The organism is Xenorhabdus griffiniae (genome assembly GCF_001028135.1).
In the GTDB taxonomy this organism is placed as follows: domain Bacteria; phylum Pseudomonadota; class Gammaproteobacteria; order Enterobacterales; family Enterobacteriaceae; genus Xenorhabdus; species Xenorhabdus bakwenae.
In genome coordinates, this window is sequence record NZ_LDNM01000049.1 from 38,896 (window position 1) to 56,289 (window position 17,394).

At 42.9% G+C, this 17,394-nt stretch carries 16 protein-coding genes; 10 read left to right on the forward strand and 6 right to left on the reverse strand.

What is annotated here, in order from left to right; all coding sequences use genetic code 11:
• Positions 1–21: 21 nt before the first annotated feature.
• Entirely contained in the window at positions 22–1,152 is a 1,131-nt protein-coding gene (gene rnd, locus AAY47_RS11635) for a ribonuclease D (protein WP_047770050.1), read from the forward strand.
• 273 nt (positions 1,153–1,425) lie between these two features.
• Here rnd and minE read toward each other — a convergent pair whose 3' ends face one another.
• Genes minE through minC form a run of 3 tightly spaced genes read right to left on the reverse strand, consistent with a single transcriptional unit; the run spans position 1,426 to position 3,218 of the window.
• Positions 1,426–1,695 carry a cell division topological specificity factor MinE gene (gene minE, locus AAY47_RS11640; protein WP_047770052.1) on the reverse strand — a complete coding sequence of 90 codons (270 nt, stop codon included), beginning with the start codon at positions 1,693–1,695 and terminating at the stop codon, positions 1,426–1,428.
• A 3-nt stretch (positions 1,696–1,698) separates the two neighbouring features.
• Positions 1,699–2,511, reverse strand: coding sequence for a septum site-determining protein MinD (minD, locus tag AAY47_RS11645; RefSeq protein ID WP_047770055.1), 813 nt, complete (start codon positions 2,509–2,511; stop codon positions 1,699–1,701).
• A gap of 23 nt (positions 2,512–2,534) precedes the next feature.
• A complete protein-coding gene (gene minC / locus AAY47_RS11650) occupies positions 2,535–3,218 on the reverse strand; it encodes a septum site-determining protein MinC (protein ID WP_047770057.1) in 684 nt (227 codons plus the stop codon).
• 156 nt (positions 3,219–3,374) lie between these two features.
• Between minC and AAY47_RS11655 the strand changes: the two genes are divergently transcribed.
• The 5 genes from AAY47_RS11655 to ghoS all read left to right on the forward strand — a co-directional run bounded on the left by AAY47_RS11655 (position 3,375) and on the right by ghoS (position 6,437).
• Positions 3,375–3,656 carry a YcgL domain-containing protein gene (locus AAY47_RS11655; protein WP_047770059.1) on the forward strand — a complete coding sequence of 94 codons (282 nt, stop codon included), beginning with the start codon at positions 3,375–3,377 and terminating at the stop codon, positions 3,654–3,656.
• A 49-nt stretch (positions 3,657–3,705) separates the two neighbouring features.
• Positions 3,706–4,806: a lytic murein transglycosylase gene (locus tag AAY47_RS11660; protein ID WP_047770061.1), complete on the forward strand. Its 1,101-nt coding sequence runs from the start codon at positions 3,706–3,708 to the stop codon at positions 4,804–4,806.
• 45 nt (positions 4,807–4,851) lie between these two features.
• Positions 4,852–5,508 (forward strand): fumarylacetoacetate hydrolase family protein, encoded by a 657-nt coding sequence (locus AAY47_RS11665; RefSeq protein WP_047770063.1) that lies wholly within the window; start codon positions 4,852–4,854, stop codon positions 5,506–5,508.
• Between the two features lie 17 nt (positions 5,509–5,525).
• Entirely contained in the window at positions 5,526–5,963 is a 438-nt protein-coding gene (locus AAY47_RS11670) for a YcgN family cysteine cluster protein (protein WP_200897778.1), read from the forward strand.
• 162 nt (positions 5,964–6,125) lie between these two features.
• Entirely contained in the window at positions 6,126–6,437 is a 312-nt protein-coding gene (gene ghoS, locus AAY47_RS11675; RefSeq protein ID WP_047770067.1) for a type V toxin-antitoxin system endoribonuclease antitoxin GhoS, read from the forward strand.
• 445 nt (positions 6,438–6,882) lie between these two features.
• On the opposite strand, the gene AAY47_RS11680 is transcribed toward ghoS, so the two are convergent.
• Positions 6,883–7,878 (reverse strand): 2-hydroxyacid dehydrogenase, encoded by a 996-nt coding sequence (locus AAY47_RS11680; protein WP_047770069.1) that lies wholly within the window; start codon positions 7,876–7,878, stop codon positions 6,883–6,885.
• Positions 7,879–8,124: 246 nt separating this feature from the next.
• On the opposite strand from AAY47_RS11680, the gene AAY47_RS11685 reads away from it, so the two are divergent.
• The 3 genes from AAY47_RS11685 to AAY47_RS11695 are packed head-to-tail and all read left to right on the forward strand — an operon-like array spanning position 8,125 to position 11,300.
• Positions 8,125–10,749, forward strand: coding sequence for a YdbH family protein (locus AAY47_RS11685; RefSeq protein ID WP_047770071.1), 2,625 nt, complete (start codon positions 8,125–8,127; stop codon positions 10,747–10,749).
• Positions 10,750–10,793: 44 nt separating this feature from the next.
• Positions 10,794–10,970 (forward strand): YnbE family lipoprotein, encoded by a 177-nt coding sequence (locus AAY47_RS11690; RefSeq protein ID WP_235428349.1) that lies wholly within the window; start codon positions 10,794–10,796, stop codon positions 10,968–10,970.
• 9 nt (positions 10,971–10,979) lie between these two features.
• The gene (locus tag AAY47_RS11695; RefSeq protein ID WP_047770079.1) at positions 10,980–11,300 is read left to right on the forward strand and encodes a YdbL family protein; all 321 of its coding nucleotides are present in this window, start codon (positions 10,980–10,982) and stop codon (positions 11,298–11,300) included.
• 57 nt (positions 11,301–11,357) lie between these two features.
• Here AAY47_RS11695 and AAY47_RS11700 read toward each other — a convergent pair whose 3' ends face one another.
• Positions 11,358–11,996: an FMN-dependent NADH-azoreductase gene (locus tag AAY47_RS11700; RefSeq protein WP_047770081.1), complete on the reverse strand. Its 639-nt coding sequence runs from the start codon at positions 11,994–11,996 to the stop codon at positions 11,358–11,360.
• A gap of 301 nt (positions 11,997–12,297) precedes the next feature.
• Between AAY47_RS11700 and hrpA the strand changes: the two genes are divergently transcribed.
• Complete coding sequence (gene hrpA, locus AAY47_RS11705; RefSeq protein WP_047770083.1) at positions 12,298–16,212, forward strand: ATP-dependent RNA helicase HrpA; 3,915 nt, start codon at positions 12,298–12,300, stop codon at positions 16,210–16,212.
• 149 nt (positions 16,213–16,361) lie between these two features.
• Here hrpA and AAY47_RS11710 read toward each other — a convergent pair whose 3' ends face one another.
• Complete coding sequence (locus AAY47_RS11710; RefSeq protein ID WP_047770084.1) at positions 16,362–17,360, reverse strand: fimbrial protein; 999 nt, start codon at positions 17,358–17,360, stop codon at positions 16,362–16,364.
• Positions 17,361–17,394 lie beyond the last annotated feature (34 nt).

A 17,394-nucleotide genomic window follows, 5' to 3' on the forward strand; every position in this document is an offset into this window, starting at 1 on the left:
AATGGTTAAGAGAATGATGTTTTGAATTATCAGTTGATTACTACCGATGCCCAATTGCAGTCAACTTGTGAGCAGGCAAAAAAACACGCAAGAATTGCACTGGATACTGAATTTGTACGTACACGGACGTATTATCCTCAATTAGGTCTGATACAACTGTTTGATGGTGAACAGCTTTCTCTGATTGATCCCCTCGAAATTTCGAAATGGCAGCCCTTTAAGGAGCTATTGACAGATCCGAACGTATTAAAATTTATCCATGCCGGCAGTGAAGATTTAGAGGTTTTTAGTAATAGTTTCCAGTGCTTGCCAGAACCCATGATTGATACTCAGGTACTGGCTGCATTTATTGGTCACCCCATGTCATGTGGCTTTGCGACATTAGTTGCTGAGTATTTGCATATTGAATTGGATAAGAGCGAATCCCGCACTGATTGGTTGGCTCGACCGTTGAGCGAAAAACAATGTCAATATGCGGCGGCGGATGTCTACTATTTATTACCGCTGGCCGATATTTTGATGGAAAAAACAGGGCAGGCGGGATATTTGGATGCGGCAAAAGATGAAAGCAATCTGATAGCCGAACGCCGTAAAGAAGTATTGATGCCGGAATACGCTTATAAGGATATGAGTAACGCATGGCAATTGCGCCCAAGGCAATTGGCCTGTTTGAAAAAATTGGCTGCATGGCGTTTAAATCAGGCTCGTGAACGTGACTTGGCGGTCAATTTCGTGATCCGCGAAGAAAATTTATGGCAGGTTGCCCGTTATATGCCAACTTCTTTGGCAGAATTGGACGCTTTGGGATTGAGTGGGCAAGAAATTCGTTGTCATGGTCGTCGGTTGCTGGCGATGGTTGCGGAGAGCAGGGATATTCCCGCAGAAGCGTGTCCGGCTCAAATTGTGAATTTGGTTGATTATCCTGGTTATCGTAAGGCGTTTAAAGAAATTAAATCTTTGGTCGCTCAGGTGGGGGAATCCCATTATTTCAGTGCCGAACTGCTGGCTTCTCGCCGTCAAATTAATCAATTACTTTGTTGGCATTGGAAATTGAAAGCGCCGGAATATCAACCTGAGTTAATCAGGGGCTGGCGAGGCAAGTTACTGGCTGAACCTATTGCTGAAATATTGGCAAATTATTCGCAGGAATAGCGTTAATTCAATCACAATTATAGTCTTATTTATGAGATGTAGTACATAAGATGTCAATTTTATCCCTGCCTGATATATAGGCAGGGAAAATTATCTTTACTTCCTGATCTATACCAATCCAACTTCAAGATGCGTGTTATATTTCCCCGCGCAGCGGGGAAATATAAGGCCTCGCGTCGTCTTGCGGGTTGAAGTTTATTGAGTATATTATTTAAATAACAAACTGTTTTACAAAAATCACCGACTTAAATTAAATAGCGTCGTTTGATATGGCTATTTTGGCGATTCCTCAACCTCAGGTAATGTTACATTCAGTTCTAGTACAGAGATATCATCATTTTTTTGCTCAAACTGCACAGAAAGCATATCTGGATCGATTTGTACATACTTACAAATTACAGCCAGAATATCCCGTTTCATGTCGGGCAAATAGGCAGGCTCAGAGTCACCACGGCGCCGCTCTGCCACGATGATTTGTAGCCGCTCCTTGGCGATATTGGCTGTCGGTTTTTTTCTCGACAGGAAGAAATCTAACAAAGCCATGCGTTACCCCCCAAACAGGCGTTTTAAAAAGCCCTTTTTTTCTTCTTCGATGAAGCGGAAAGGCCGCTCTTCACCAAGTAAACGTAAAACAGTATCTTCGTATGCTTTACCCGCGTCAGAGTCTTTGTCCAAAATGACCGGTTCCCCTTGGTTGGATGAACGGAGAACAGATTGATCTTCCGGGATAACACCAAGCAAAGGGATACACAAAATTTCCAGTACATCTTCCATACTCAGCATATCGCCACGGTTCACACGTCCCGGATTATAGCGTGTTAGCAGGAGGTGCTCTTTGATAGATTCGTCACCTTTTTCTGCCCGGCGTGATTTGGATGCCAGGATACCTAAAATACGATCAGAGTCACGAACAGAAGATACTTCTGGGTTTGTCGTAATAATTGCTTCATCGGCAAAGTAGAGCGCCATCAATGCGCCGCTTTCAATACCAGCAGGTGAATCACAGATAATGAAATCAAATCCCTGTTGATCCAATTCATTCAGAATTTTCTCAACGCCATCTCGGGTGAGGGCTTCTTTATCGCGGGTCTGGGACGCGGGCAGAATATAGAGATTATCTGTGCGCTTATCTTTGATAATTGCCTGATTCAAGCTGGCGTCACCTTGAATGACGTTCACAAAGTCAAAAACCACACGGCGTTCACAGCCCATAATGAGGTCGAGGTTCCGTAAACCGATATCAAAATCAATAACGACGGTTTTTTTTCCTCTTTGGGCGAGGCCGGTAGCAATGGCCGCGCTTGAAGTGGTTTTGCCAACGCCACCTTTACCAGATGTAACAACAATAATGCGTGCCATGAAGCGATTCCTTGTTATAAGGGCTAGACTAAAGTTTCAATAGTTAATTCATTGTTTACCAGACGTAATTTTGCTGCCTTGCCAACAAAATTTTCAGGGATTTTCTCGCTGAGCCAATATTGACCTGCAATAGAGGTGAGTTCAGCGTTTAAATGGGTGCAGAAAATCAGGCTTTCTTGATCACCAGATGCGCCAGCCAATACTCGTCCACGCAGCACACCATATATATGAATATTTCCATCAGCGATTAATTCTGCACCAGCGCTCACATTATTTGTCACAATAAGATCACTGTTTGGTGCATAAATTCTTTGTCCTGAACGAACAGGTGTATTAATTATACGAGTTTTTTTGAAAATAGGTTCAGCCGGTTTATTTTCTTGAGTAAGAAATTTCTGACTTTTACCTTCTTTCAACAAAGGAAGTTCAGATTTTAGAACGACTTTTCGTTGTTCTTCATTTTGACAACCGCTGATGCCGACGATGCGCAATCCAACTGACTCGATGGCACGGTGGAGTGTGGGGAGATCTGCATCAACAGGGAGAGCAGATATATTGAGAACAACGGGCGCATTTTTCAGGAACTCGGGCGCTTGCTCCATTTTTTCCTGTATAGCTTTATGAATGACTTCCGGTTGGTCATCATATAAATGAACGACCGAAAGCGTAAAATTACTGCCTTTTAGCTCAATTGGCGATTGTGACATCGATATTCTGACTCAGCAAGGTTAAGTTTCCCAAGGTAGTTTATACAAACATTTTCCTAAGCCTCTGGGAGACGATATTCTTAGATATAATAAGCATGTTATAGTTAGTGAATTATTCAAGCAAGTCACAGCGTTAATTTAAAAGAGTTTATAACAATGATTTGTGTAATCTACAGAAGCCCAAAACGTGACCAAACATATCTATATATTGAAAGAAAGGGGAATTTTTCACGCGTTCCTGAAGATCTGTTAAACGCATTTGGTGAACCTCAATATTCAATGATGATTTCATTATCTGAAAGGAAAAAACTGGCTAATGCTGATATTGAAAAAGTAAAACTCGCGTTGAGTGAGCAGGGTTTTTACCTGCAAGTACCACCGCCAGTGGAAAGTTTGCTCAATGAGCACCTGGCCCCCAATAAGCCGCCTAAGCAATAAAAATCGCTGGTCACTGCCTGATCCTGAATTATTGATGAGGAGCCGATTTATGAAATTAATCACTGGGCTGACTTTATTGACAGCAACTTTGCTGACAGGGTGCAGTACATTAAGTGGTAAACAAATAAGTGCCAAACAATTGTACTATCCATCCGTGTTGGCTTCACGATCTCAAGCCGAAGTCAGGGCATTGGAGCAGGATTTTCCATTGAATGCCCGTGAGCCATCACAATTTCCTGCTTATGTGGCCTTGCTAAAACAGCAAGCCAGAGAGCAGGGGATCAGTGAAAAAACATTGGATCGGGCATTTGCCAACATCCATTTTATTCCGCGCGTCATTAAAGCCGATCGTAACCAGCCAGAAAAAAAAGTGACTTTGGATGATTACCTGACCCGCATCTTGCCAGCGCGGAAGATTGAACAGGGTGTCAAGGAGTATGAAGATAATCATCTCCAGCTAAAAAGGATCAGCGACAAATACGGTGTACCCAAAGCCTATATTGTTGCATTGTGGGGATTAGAAAGCGGTTTTGGCAAATTTCAGGGAAAAGAAGATGTCATTTCGGCGTTATCTACGCTGGCTTTTGAGGGACGCCGAGAAGTATTTTTTATCAAACAGTTACTGGCAGCGTTAGAAATAATTGAAAATCAATATATTGATAAAGATCAGGCGCTGAAAGGCTCCTGGGCGGGTGCAATGGGCCAAAATCAATTTATGCCAACTTCTTACTTAACGTATGGTGCTGATGGCGATAGTGATGGCCAAATTGATATTTGGAATAATAAAGCAGATGTTTTTGCCTCGACTGCCAATTATTTACATAAGGAAGGGTGGAGACAAGGTTTACCTTGGGGGTATGCTGTTTCGTTACCTACAGGCTTTGATATCGCTTTAGAAGGCGTTAAACCTGAACAGGGAAAAACCATTGCACAGTGGCAGGTATTGGGAATTTCATCTCCTCATTTTGCTAAGTTGCCCGCAAATACCAAAGGTTGGATAGTCATCCCTGATGATTCGGCACAACGGGCATTTTGGGTGACACAAAATTTCCGCACTCTCATGCACTGGAATCGTTCTTACTATTTTGCGCTCAGTGTTGGTATGATGGCGGACGGTATCATGCAACGTACTCATTTTTTCACTCGCTGAATCGCTGAAAATCAAATCCTGAAAATAAGATAAAGGAACCATGTAATGTACCAACATCGGGATTGGCAGGGGATATTGTTGGATTTTCCTGCTAATAAGGTTGTTTGTGTCGGCAGTAATTACGACAAGCACATGAAAGAAATGGGTTCTCAATCCACTGAAGAGCCAGTGATATTCATTAAACCTGAAACCGCGTTGTGTGATCTGCGCCAACCTGTTTTCATTCCACAGGAATTAGGTGCTGTGCACCATGAAATAGAATTGGCTGTTTTGATTGGTTCGGCACTTAAGAATGCCAATGAAGAGCGAGTCAGTCAGGCGATTGCAGGCTTTGCAGTTGCACTGGATTTGACATTACGTGATTTGCAACGTGAATTTAAACAATCGGGGCAACCGTGGGAAAAAAGTAAAGCATTTGATCGATCATGCCCGATATCGGGATTTATTCCTGTCAATGCTTTTGATGATCCACAAAATGCCGAACTTTCTTTGACAGTAAATGGCCAATTGCGCCAAAACGGCAATACGAGTGACATGCGAATGCCTATCATCCCGTTGATTAGCTACATGTCGCGTTTTTTTACCTTACGTCCGGGCGATATTATCTTGACGGGAACGCCTGAAGGCGTGGGGCCATTGCAATCTGGTGATGTGTTAGATGTTTCTCTCAATGAGTACGTTTTGACAACCAGAGTGATTTAACACGAGGAGTGACAGAAATTATGTCTCAACCTTTCTGGCAGGTGAAAACCTTAGAACAAATGACAGATCAAGAGTGGGAAGCGCTATGTGATGGCTGCGGTCAGTGCTGCCTGCATAAGTTGATGGATGAGGATACGGATGAAATTTATTTCACCAATGTTGCTTGTAATCAACTGAATATTAAAACCTGCCAGTGCAAGAATTATGAAGATCGTTTCAGATACGAGCCTGACTGCATCAAATTGACCCGTGAGAATATGAACACCTTTGAATGGCTGCCAAAGACGTGTGCCTACCGTCTGATTGGCGAGGGGGGGAAACTCCTTCCGTGGCACCCACTGGTTAGCGGTTCAAAATCGGCACTGCATGCGGAGCGTATTTCTGTCAGGCATATCGCTGTGCGTGAAGCGGATGTGGTAGATTGGGAAGACCATATTTTAAATACACCAATGTAATTATTTTATTATTTGATATGAAAGGGATTTTATATCAAATACATATAATGTAATTACTGGAATTGGCATTAATATCGAATTTTTCTCCCGTTTTTCTGACTTTAAGCAGTAAAGAAAAACTGATAACTTGTTTGGTTGAAAGTTAAAAACAAGGAAAGAGAAATGGCAAGTTATTTGATTCGCGTAGAGCTTTATGGCACGGGTATTGAGGGTTATGAAAAATTACATAAAAGGATGACGGCGAATCAATTCAGCCAATCTATCCGTTTTCCTAATGGGAAATGGCATCGCCTGCCTGGTGGAACTTATATTGGTAATTCGACGATGGAATCCGAGCAGTTGGCGGAAAAAATCAAATCTATGGCTACGCCATTTTCAAACAAAGATCCGTCGATATTTGTTTGCACTTACAGTAACTGGAGTGCATCGTTATATCCCGAAAAACCACATACTGAATCCGGTTCAGGTGAATAATTTGTTAAAAACTACGTATTGTGGTTTTTTTATGCGTTAGCTTTCCTATTCTGGTCAGTTTTATTACCTGAGCATTGTCTTATTACTATAACAACCTGACTAATTTAATACCCTTTGTAATAAATATTAGTCTGGAACTTATGCTGCATACCAAATATATATTAAATGCTGTTTATATTTTTTATGTCAGACAGTCGGGACCACTACCGTGCAGCTATGGATGTTTGTTTGATAATGAGGGAAAGTAAAATGAAGAACAGATTGATGAGCTATGTAACGTTTGTAGGGGTTTGGATTACCGTAACATTGACGATTGGTATTATCTTGTCATAAGAACATAAGAGAAATTAACCATAAACCCTGCATTGTCCTGTCTCTTGATCATATTTCATAGGTCAAGAGACGTGGACAACTAATAACCTGCTTTACTCTCTCTTTTTCCAGTCTATTCAACAATATTTGGACAAACCTTTCCAGAAACTAATTGCTGAATATTTTGCAAAGTTGTTTCACTGATACTGGTTAAGGCTTCTTCGGTTAAGAATGCCTGATGGCCGGTGAACAGTACATTATGGCAAGAAGACAAGCGGCGAAAAATATCGTCCTGGATAACGTCATTTGATTTATCTTCAAAGAATAAATCTCTTTCATTTTCATAAACATCCATACCTAACGCACCAATTTTTTGTTGTTTCAGTGCGTTAATGGCAGCCACGGAATCAATGAGGGCACCTCGGCTGGTATTGATGATCATCACGCCATCTTTCATTTTGGTGAATGCTGTATCATCTAATAAATGGTGGTTTTCCGGTGTCATGGGGCAATGCAGGGAGATCACATCTGATTCAGCATATAAAGTGTCCAGGTCCACATATTCCACACCCATATTCAAGGCTTCAGGATTGGGATAGGGGTCATGTGCCAGTAAACGCATTCCAAAGCCTTTCAGAATCCGCAAAGTAGCAATACCGATTTTTCCTGTTCCGATAATGCCCGCCGTGCGTTTATACATGTTAAAACCGGTTAACCCTTCAAGGGAAAAATTGGCATCGCGGGTGCGCTGGTAGGCGCGGTGGATACGTCGATTAAGACACAACATCAACCCAACAGTATGTTCAGCAACGGATTCAGGGGAATAAGCAGGCACTCTAACAACCTGAATACCTAATTCTTTCGCTGCATCCAGATCGACATTGTTAAATCCGGCACAGCGTAGTGCCAGGATTTTGATATTCATCTCTGCCAGTTCTTGCAGCACTTCCCGTCCACCATCATCATTGACGAAAATACATATGGCATCCGCACCAACGGCATTTTTGGCAGTTTGTGGACTTAAAGGAAAATCAAGAAACTCGATATGATAATCAAAACCAGGTTTTTGGTTGAGCATTTCAAAATGCTTACGGTCATACTGCTTTGTACTGTAAACAACCAGTTTCATAACAACATCTCCACTCAGTAACTATAAAATCATTCGAGCCATTCATTAAATTCACTTTGCTGCAAAAACGGCTTGCAATCATGATGTCTCCTGAAGGTTCTAAGCGTTATCTTTCGCTATACTCGAATAAATCGCCGGATAAGCTATTCATAGGGATAGCTTGTATAATAAATCGGCTTAGAGCCTGATATGAGATTATCATAACAGGAAGTTGTTCTCAGGTTGACAAGATGAGATAAGGATTTAATGGCAAAAATACTCAAAATGTTTGCAGTGATGGGGATACTGCTGGCGTTATTGGTGTCGATGGGATGGTATACACTTCCTCGCTGGTTACCATTGCTTGCCAGTTATTGGTTGCCACAAGGAATCACTTTTTCGTTGAGCCAACCTCGGTGGAAGAACAGTGAATTGTGGTTAGATGAATTGTCATTGCAAGCGAAAGAGTGTGAATGGATCAACGTCTCCGGGCTATCTGTGGAATATTTATCCGGGGAAAATAGTGAAAATCGCCGCTGGAACATTCATGTCGCCAATATTGACAGCCAGAACCAATGCCTGGCGCAACTCCCTGTAACAGAAGGGCAATCAGCCCCATTATCAGTGCAAGAGATATTATCTGCGATACCTTCGGTTAATCTTACTGTTGATCGACTGGCTCTTATGCCCTGGCAGGAGTTTGCTGGCAGATTTCAATTTAGCTCATCATCTCAGGGGCAAGTTTTCTCTTATCAGAGTGAAAAATTAAAACTCAATGCGCATATTGCAGACAAACAGGAACTCATTGTTCAGCGTTTTATTGTGAAGTTGCCTGAACAGGTGATGTCCTTGAATGGAAATATCGCATTACCCTTGAATACTGCAACGCTTCCAGAACAAGGCCAAATCATAGCGCACTTATCTCTGAGCCAATATCCCGATCCGTTGCAACTGATATTGAATTGGCAGGAACAGAGTGGGTTGCTCACCGTGATTGAAGGAAAAAATCAGCGGGTATTGGCAGAATTACCCTGGTCATTTGATGAGTCGCAGTTCCAGATTGTTAATGGAAAATGGCAATGGTTGGAGAGTAATCAAGCGTTGTCTGGAAGGGTGAATATTACACTTGAACAATGGAAAAAAGGTTTGTCAGGTATGTTCGTCAGTGGACGGGTAAATCTGGTCACCCAAAATGAGCAGGGTAAAGGTAATGTTGTTCTTTCCGTGAAACCAACGCCAGTCAATATAACCAATGCTCATATTCCGTTTCAGTTTACCGGGCAAATGAATCGTGGTCGGATGGTCATGACCATGTCATTGCCTGCCATTATTACAGGGCCATTGGTTGATCCTAAAATCACTTTTCGTCCAGGTGCCCTGTTTCGGGCATGGGGGAAGGTCAGTGAAACATTTACGGTCAAGGAAGCCAGATTACCTTTGGCGGGTACTTATTTGACTCGTGATGGCTTTACTGGCCGTCTTCAAGCCATTGTGATGGCACAAGACCGTTATTGGGGGGAATTTAAGCTACATCTGGATGGTTGGGCAAAAGATTTTATACCCGATCAGGGAAATTGGCATTGGCGTTATTGGGGGAATGGGCATTTACCGCCATTACAAGCTAACTGGGATATCGCTGGCAGAGGCAGTTGGAATCAATCAAAGATAACAGTAGAGAAGTTAAATACCGGCTTTGATCTTATCCAATATGGTCTTGTGAAGATGAAAGCACCGCGCTTACAACTGACAAATTCGTTAATTTGGGAGAGGATGGCAGATCGCCCTAATTTAACGGGAGATTTACAATTGTCTGCCCAGAAAACAGAATTTCGTTCTGGTGGTTTTTTGCCTGCCTTTGATTTTAAGGCCACGCTTACAGGAGCATCTCCAGATAACTTTATGTTGAATGGCAAACTGTACTCTAACGGCATTGGTCCCATTCCTTTTTATGGTCGTTGGGATGGAGAGCGATTGAGGGGAGAAGCCCGCTGGCCGAGGCAATCTTTATTAGCCTTTCAATCTCTAATTCCGTCAGATTTGGGTATTACCGTACTTGGTGGAACTATTTATGCTCAGGCCGCTTTTTCTGCAACAAAGGGGCAAGGATTGCGGGCGGGGGGGCATTGGGTGGTCAAAAATGCGGGTATGTGGCTGAAAAATGGGGAAGTGAATGATCTGGATTTTGTTTTACCGTGGCGTTTACAGGGGCACACGTGGCAATTAGGGCTGGGATCTCCCGTTCAGTTGCGGATCAAAGCCATTAAGGGGCTGTTTGATATGCAAAATGTAACAGCTGATCTGCTGGGTTACTACCCAGCCACGGACGGACAACCATTGACGTTGACCAATGTGAATGTGGATATGCTGGATGGGAAATTGGCAATGGATCAATTACAGATCCCACAAAAAGAAGCCGCTGTATTACGGTTTAACAAACTGAATTTGAGTAAATTGTTTGGCATATTAAAAGTCAAACAAATGGCGATGTCAGGAAAAATCAGTGGTGAATTACCCGTATTATTAAATGATAAACGCTGGATTATTCAACGGGGATGGCTAGCCAATGAGGATTATCTGACATTAAGGTTGGATAAGGATACAGTTGATTCTATAGGAAAAAATGACTTATCGGCAGGTATGGCAATGGATTGGCTGCGTTATTTAGAAATCGACCGTTCAAAAGCGTATGTTACGCTCGATAATTTGGGGATCTTAACATTGCATTCAGAAATTAGTGGTGTAAATCCTGTGGTGGATAGAAAACGTGAAGTGAGGCTTAACTATCATCATGAGGAAAATATTTTTCAATTATGGCGTAGCCTGCGTTTTGGCAGTAACTTGGAAGAATGGTTGCAGAAAAATATATCTGTAATGGGTGGGAGTGATAAATGATAACGAACATTGGATTCAGGTTGTCAACGGTCAGAAGGGGTGTGATGTTGGTCAGTGTAGCCTTATTCAGTATGGCATTGATGGGCTGCATCAGGCTGGAAATGGCAACCCCGGATAAGCCTATCAACATCAATATGAATGTCAAAATTGAGCACGAAATTCATATTAAAGTTGACAGGCAAATTGAAGATATGCTTAAAAACAATTCTAACTTATTCTAAGGCTAACACATGAAAAAAGTAGGAACGATATTTCTGTTAAGCCTGTTATTCAGTTCTTTTGCCATGGGCATGACGTTGAATGAAGCAAAACAACAGGGGCTGGTGGGTGAGACATTCAGCGGCTATCTGGCACCGGTAAAAAACACTCAAGATGCTCAATCAGTCGTGGAAAGAATTAATGATGAACGACAAAAGAAATATACTGAGATCGCGGCTCAAAACAACATGACGACAGAACAAGTTGCCAGGATGGCAGGAGAGAAGTTGGTAAACCGAGCAGCCTCTGGAGAATATGTGCTCAGTATTAATGGTCATTGGGTGCAGAAATAAACGCGCCCGTTTGGCGCGCTATCTCATTTTTCTTATGGGATATTTTATTGAACGATCTCAGGCAACGATTTTTTCGATTTGCTTCTGCCCCATTTTCAATATGATATTATCTATCTCTTCACGGGCGTCTTGATGTGTCTGGTTAGCGGATTCTGCCCCCATAGCCAAGCCTTCAGCAAATACAAATTCCACATCTGTAATACCGATAAATCCGAGGAAAGTACGTAAGTAGGGGGTCACCGAATCTGTTGGGTTGTTTTTGTGAATGCCGCCCCGACTGGTTAAAATAACTGCTCGTTTGCCTTCCAGCAACCCTTGTGGGCCTTTTTCAGTGTACTGGAAAGTCATGCCCGCACGGGCAATCAGATCAAAGTAGGCTTTTAGTTGAACAGGAATAGTGAAGTTATACATTGGCGCAGTGATGACAATAACATCGTGTGCTTTTAACTCTGCGATCAACTCATCTGATAGCGCCAATCCGGTTTTTTGGCGTTCTGTCAATTCCGCATCGCTTGGACGCAAGGCACTGACTAACTCTCCATCCAGTACTGGAATGGGGTTTTCAGCCAGATCACGTGTGGTAATGTTGCTCTCTGAATGGTCAGCTAACCACTTTTCAACAAAATAGTCGGCCAGTTTATTGCTTTGGGAATATTGTGCCAGAATGCTGGATTTCAGAACCAGTACTTTACTCATTCTCTATTTCCTCAGTTATCTACAACCCAAGTTACCTAAGATACTAATAACTTCATTGATAATATTGTTTGTGCATCATATTTTATATAGGGAATTGTTCAGTCAATAGCTCAATATTTTGAGATATTCATTCAAATTCATTGAATCAAACGATGAATTGGTGAGGTGGGGACTTATATGGAGTACGTGAGATCGCATAAGATATGTTACACTTCCGATATCGTTATGTCATAAAAAAATAATCCTCTTGGCCTGCAAAGACAGCGCTACTCAGTTAAAAAACGTCACAAGGATTTATCACGTGGAATCACCGTTGACAGCACCATTTGCTGAATTATCCGCTGAACTTGATCACACACCGCTGCGCGATCAGTTCCGTTTAAAAAAACGTCTGCATGGCGCAGCAAAAATTAAGAATCAAGTCTCCTTGCAGGCTGTAGTACAATCCATTGCGGCGGATATAGCGACTGCAAAACAGAAAGTCATGAATCGCCAGGCTGCATGTCCTTCGGTTCAATATCCTGAAAACCTGCCGGTTAGCCAGAAGAAAGCAGATATTTATAAAGCTATTCGGGATAATCAGGTTGTTATCATTGCCGGGGAAACCGGTTCAGGTAAAACAACTCAGATCCCCAAAATCTGCCTTGAATTGGGAAGGGGAGTCAAAGGGCTGATCGGCCATACCCAGCCTCGTCGTTTAGCTGCACGTGCGGTTGCTAACCGTATTGCGGATGAACTGGAAACGCCGCTTGGCTCGACGGTCGGTTATAAAGTTCGTTTTAATGATCAGGTCAGTGAAAATACGTTGGTCAAATTGATGACTGACGGTATTCTGCTGGCAGAATTGCAGCAAGATCGTTTGTTATTGCAATATGATACGTTAATTATCGATGAAGCTCATGAACGCAGCTTGAATATTGATTTTATCCTCGGTTATCTGCGCCAATTACTGCCAAAACGCCCGGATCTGAAAGTCATCATTACCTCAGCAACTATCGATCCTGAACGCTTTTCCCGTCATTTTAACACTGCTCCGATTATCGAAGTATCTGGACGTACTTATCCGGTAGACGTGCGTTATCGTCCTGTGGCGGGTGAGGATAATGATCGCGACCAGCTTGAAGCCATTATTGACGCAGTGGATGAATTAGGGCGTGAAAGCTCAGGTGACATACTGGTATTCATGAGCGGTGAACGTGAAATTCGTGATACGGCGGATGCCCTCAACAAGCAAAATTTCCCACATACCGAAATCTTGCCACTTTTTGCACGGTTGTCTAACAGCGAACAGAACAGAATATTTCAGCCCCATGTCGGTCGCCGCATTATTTTGGCAACCAACGTGGCGGAAACGTCACTGACTGTACCAGGCATCAAATACGTGATCGATACCGGTTTTGCACGTATTAGCCGATACAGCTATCGCACCAAAGTGCAGCGCTTGCCAATAGAACCGATATCGCAGGCATCAGCCAATCAGCGAAAAGGGCGTTGTGGCCGTGTTTCGGACGGAATTTGTATTCGCCTTTATTCGGAAGAGGATTTTTTGTCACGCCCGGAATTCACTGATCCTGAAATTCTGCGTACCAATCTGGCCTCCGTTATTTTGCAAATGACCGCCATTGGCTTGGGCGATGTCAGTGCCTTCCCATTTGTTGAAGCACCGGATAAACGCAATATCCAGGATGGTGTTCGCCTGTTGGAAGAGTTGGGGGCTATTGATCCAGAGTCATTGTCAGAAGGGCGTTACCGACTGACTCCAATGGGACGACAATTAGCCCAGTTGCCTATCGATCCCCGTCTGGCACGTATGGTACTGGAAGCTAAGGTACATGGTTGCGTTCGCGAAGTGATGGTGATTACTTCCGCATTGTCAATTCAAGATCCACGGGAAAGGCCGTTGGAAAAACAGCAGGCTTCTGATGAAAAACACCGTCGTTTTGCGGAGAAGGATTCAGATTTCATCGCCTTCCTCAAGCTGTGGGATTTTCTGGTGGAACAGCAGAACGCGCTTTCCAGTTCCCAATTCCGTAAACTTTGTCGGCAGGATTATCTGAATTATCTTCGTGTCAGGGAATGGCAGGATATTTATACTCAGCTCCGGCAAGTTGTGAAAGAAATTGGGCTGCCGATTAACAGTCAGGAAGCCGATTATCGCAGTATCCATGTTGCCTTGTTGGCGGGGTTGTTATCCCATATTGGCCAGAAAGATACGGATAAACAGGAATATACCGGTGTGCGTAATGCCCGTTTTTCTGTTTTCCCTGGCTCTGGACTATTTAAAAAACCACCAAAATGGGCGATGGTAGCTGAATTGGTGGAAACCAGCCGCTTGTGGGGACGTATTGCCGCCCGCATCGAGCCAGAATGGGTAGAGCCATTAGCGGCCCATTTAATCAAAAAGCATTATAGTGAACCGCACTGGCAGAAGTCTCAGGGGGCGGTAATGGCAACCGAAAAAGTCACCTTATATGGTTTGCCCATTGTGCCGGGTCGCCTGGTCAATTACAGCCGGATCGATCCGATGTTGTGCCGCGAATTATTTATCCGCCATGCACTGGTAGAAGGTGACTGGCAAACTCGACATTCATTTTTCCGCGCTAATTTGAAATTACGTGAAGAAGTAGAAGAACTGGAACATAAATCTCGCCGACGAGATATTTTGGTGGATGATGAAACCTTGTTCATTTTCTATGATCAGCGTATTGGCAGAGACGTTGTATCGTCACGCCATTTTGATCAGTGGTGGAAAGTCGCCAGCAAAGATCAGCCGGAATTGCTCAACTTTGAAAAGAGTATGTTAATCAAAGGAGACGCAAATAAAGTCAGTGCGCTGGATTACCCAAATTACTGGTATCAGGGTAACTTGAAATTCCGTTTGAGTTATCAATTTGAACCGGGAACCGATGCTGATGGCGTAACAGTACATATTCCTTTACCGGTATTGAACCAAGTCAAAGATGAAGGATTTGATTGGCAAATTCCGGGAATTCGCCATGAATTGGTTGTTGCGTTGATTAAATCATTGCCAAAACCAATACGTCGTAATTTTGTTCCGGCACCTAACTATGCGCAAGCATTCCTGGAGCGTGTGACACAACCTCAGATCCCTTTACTGGATAGCCTTGAGAAAGAATTACGCCGCATGACCGGTGTGACGGTGTCACGTGATAACTGGCAATTAGAACAAGTGCCTGATCATTTAAAGATCACATTCCGCATTATTGGAGAGAAGAAAACAGGTGAAAAAAATCAACCGCTAGCGGAAAGCAAAGATCTGTCAGCATTGAAACTGAAATTGAAAGAAAAAGTTCAGGAAACTCTTTCGGCAGTTGCAGATAATGGCATAGAGCAAAATGGGTTACATATCTGGAGCTTTGGGGCATTGCCTGAATGTTATGAGCAGAAGCGCGGAGGCTATTCTGTTAAGGCATTTCCGGCATTGGTGGACGAAAAGGACAGCATCGGTATTAAACTGTTTGAAACCGAATCTGAACAGCAGAATGCAATGTGGGCAGGAACACGTCGCCTGTTACTGCTGAATATTCCATCGCCGATTAAATACTTGCATGAAAAATTACCGAACAAATCTAAACTGGGGCTGTACTTCAATCCATATGGAAAAGTGTTGGATTTGATTGATGATTGTATTTCCTGTGGTGTTGATAAATTGATCGCAGAAAATGGTGGGCCAGTCTGGGATGAACAGGCATTTTCCGGTTTGCATGATAAAGTTCGTGCCAATTTGAATGACGCAGTGGTTGATATTGCCAAACAAGTAGAGCAGATCCTGACTGCGGTCTTTAATATCAACAAGCGCCTGAAAGGGCGGGTGGATATCTCTCTCGCGTTGGCATTATCCGATATTAAAGAACAAATTTCCGGTCTGGCCTTTAATGGCTTTGTGACTTCGCACGGCTGGAAACGCCTGACAGATGTTTTGCGCTATTTGAATGGTATCGAACGGCGATTGGAAAAATTGGCGGTAGATCCTAATAAAGATAGGGCGCATATGAGCAGGGTTGAGCATATCCAGCGTCAATGGCAACAATGGTTGGCAAAACTGTCTGTTCAGCAGAAGCAGTTAGCGGAAGTCGAAGAAATTCGTTGGATGATTGAAGAACTTCGGATTAGCCTGTTTGCCCAACAACTGGGTACTGCGTATCCAATATCAGATAAGCGTATTTTACAGGCGATGGAAAATATCGCATCGTGATATATGCAGGGCAGTTGTCGTTTACAGCTGCCCAAAAATGATGATAAAGGTTCAACTGTCATTTTAGTTACAACATACTTATTTAAACTACTTAATTCCCCCATTTAACAACACAGCTAATCAATGCCAAACAGGGGGATAATCTTCGTCTATTGATAGACAAAAGTAATTGTTGCTGTTGTATCTGCTTTGCCCGGCTTAATTTCCGTTTCCGTTTGAATATAACGGGCAACTAATGGGATGGTTATATTTCCACCAGATTGAGTGGAGCCAAATACAACTGGAGAACGCATTGTTACGGGGCGGTTTTGATATAATATCTGTAAACCAACCCCTTTTGCTGTGACGTTGTCACTGTGATCCAATGCCCAGATATCTTGGGCATTCCAGCTTGCAGGTCTGCCATCCAGCGCCAGTCCTACATCCACATCAGCATCGCAATTTATATTAATATCAAAACGTTGCATTCCCGCTGTACTATAAATACCCCGAAAATCACTTTTTTTAATATCTCCCATGTTGACTGAAATCATTTTTTGATTGAGAGAACAACCTTTGGTCATAATATTTGTGCTCGATAAATTGAAAGTATGAACAGGGATATTGTGACCTAATGTAGCACGAGTCAGTTTTACCGACTTAACAGCTCCTGAAGAGGTTGTTGGTGCAATCTTGATTAACTGTACCGTCAAATAACCCCATGATTTACCGCAATATTGTTTTTTCCACTGAAATTGCGACGAGGAATGGCAAGTGGATGGATTGGTCACGGTTCTGGGCAGCCAATCAATACCATAACCGGGTCCCCAGGTGTTAATACGGATACCAACTCCCGAAACACCGGATTCATAAATGGCATCCTGATTATAGCTTGCAGGTGTAAGATCGGGTTGTTCCCATATTGCAGGTAAGTGAGTATCGCAGAGGGCGATATTACCTTTTTCATCCACCTGATCCAAACGTATTTCTTTGATAGTTGTTCCGATAGGGTGGTTTCTGGGAATTGTAACCGTACCAAAAGAAACTGGCGTTATGCCAGGTACAAAACCCGCAGAATACTGGCAATAGTCGTTTGTGAAACTGGAAAAATTACTCATCGTGCCGATGAGAAATATACTTGCCAATAATAATTTTAATTTGTTGGCCATAGAATAATTTCCACTATTTTTGTTATATATCAAA

What these genes read in the sequence shown, in the direction of transcription:
- AAY47_RS11685 (WP_047770071.1), top strand. Translation starts at nt 8,125, where the DNA reads ATGGCAAAAATACTCAAAATGTTTGCAGTGATGGGGATACTGCTGGCG.
- AAY47_RS11700 (WP_047770081.1), bottom strand. Translation starts at nt 11,996, where the DNA reads ATGAGTAAAGTACTGGTTCTGAAATCCAGCATTCTGGCACAATATTCC.
- minC (WP_047770057.1), bottom strand. Translation starts at nt 3,218, where the DNA reads ATGTCACAATCGCCAATTGAGCTAAAAGGCAGTAATTTTACGCTTTCG.
- AAY47_RS11665 (WP_047770063.1), top strand. Translation starts at nt 4,852, where the DNA reads ATGTACCAACATCGGGATTGGCAGGGGATATTGTTGGATTTTCCTGCT.
- ghoS (WP_047770067.1), top strand. Translation starts at nt 6,126, where the DNA reads ATGGCAAGTTATTTGATTCGCGTAGAGCTTTATGGCACGGGTATTGAG.
- AAY47_RS11695 (WP_047770079.1), top strand. Translation starts at nt 10,980, where the DNA reads ATGAAAAAAGTAGGAACGATATTTCTGTTAAGCCTGTTATTCAGTTCT.
- AAY47_RS11660 (WP_047770061.1), top strand. Translation starts at nt 3,706, where the DNA reads ATGAAATTAATCACTGGGCTGACTTTATTGACAGCAACTTTGCTGACA.
- AAY47_RS11655 (WP_047770059.1), top strand. Translation starts at nt 3,375, where the DNA reads ATGATTTGTGTAATCTACAGAAGCCCAAAACGTGACCAAACATATCTA.
- AAY47_RS11710 (WP_047770084.1), bottom strand. Translation starts at nt 17,360, where the DNA reads ATGGCCAACAAATTAAAATTATTATTGGCAAGTATATTTCTCATCGGC.
- minD (WP_047770055.1), bottom strand. Translation starts at nt 2,511, where the DNA reads ATGGCACGCATTATTGTTGTTACATCTGGTAAAGGTGGCGTTGGCAAA.
- AAY47_RS11690 (WP_235428349.1), top strand. Translation starts at nt 10,794, where the DNA reads ATGTTGGTCAGTGTAGCCTTATTCAGTATGGCATTGATGGGCTGCATC.
- AAY47_RS11680 (WP_047770069.1), bottom strand. Translation starts at nt 7,878, where the DNA reads ATGAAACTGGTTGTTTACAGTACAAAGCAGTATGACCGTAAGCATTTT.
- minE (WP_047770052.1), bottom strand. Translation starts at nt 1,695, where the DNA reads ATGGCTTTGTTAGATTTCTTCCTGTCGAGAAAAAAACCGACAGCCAAT.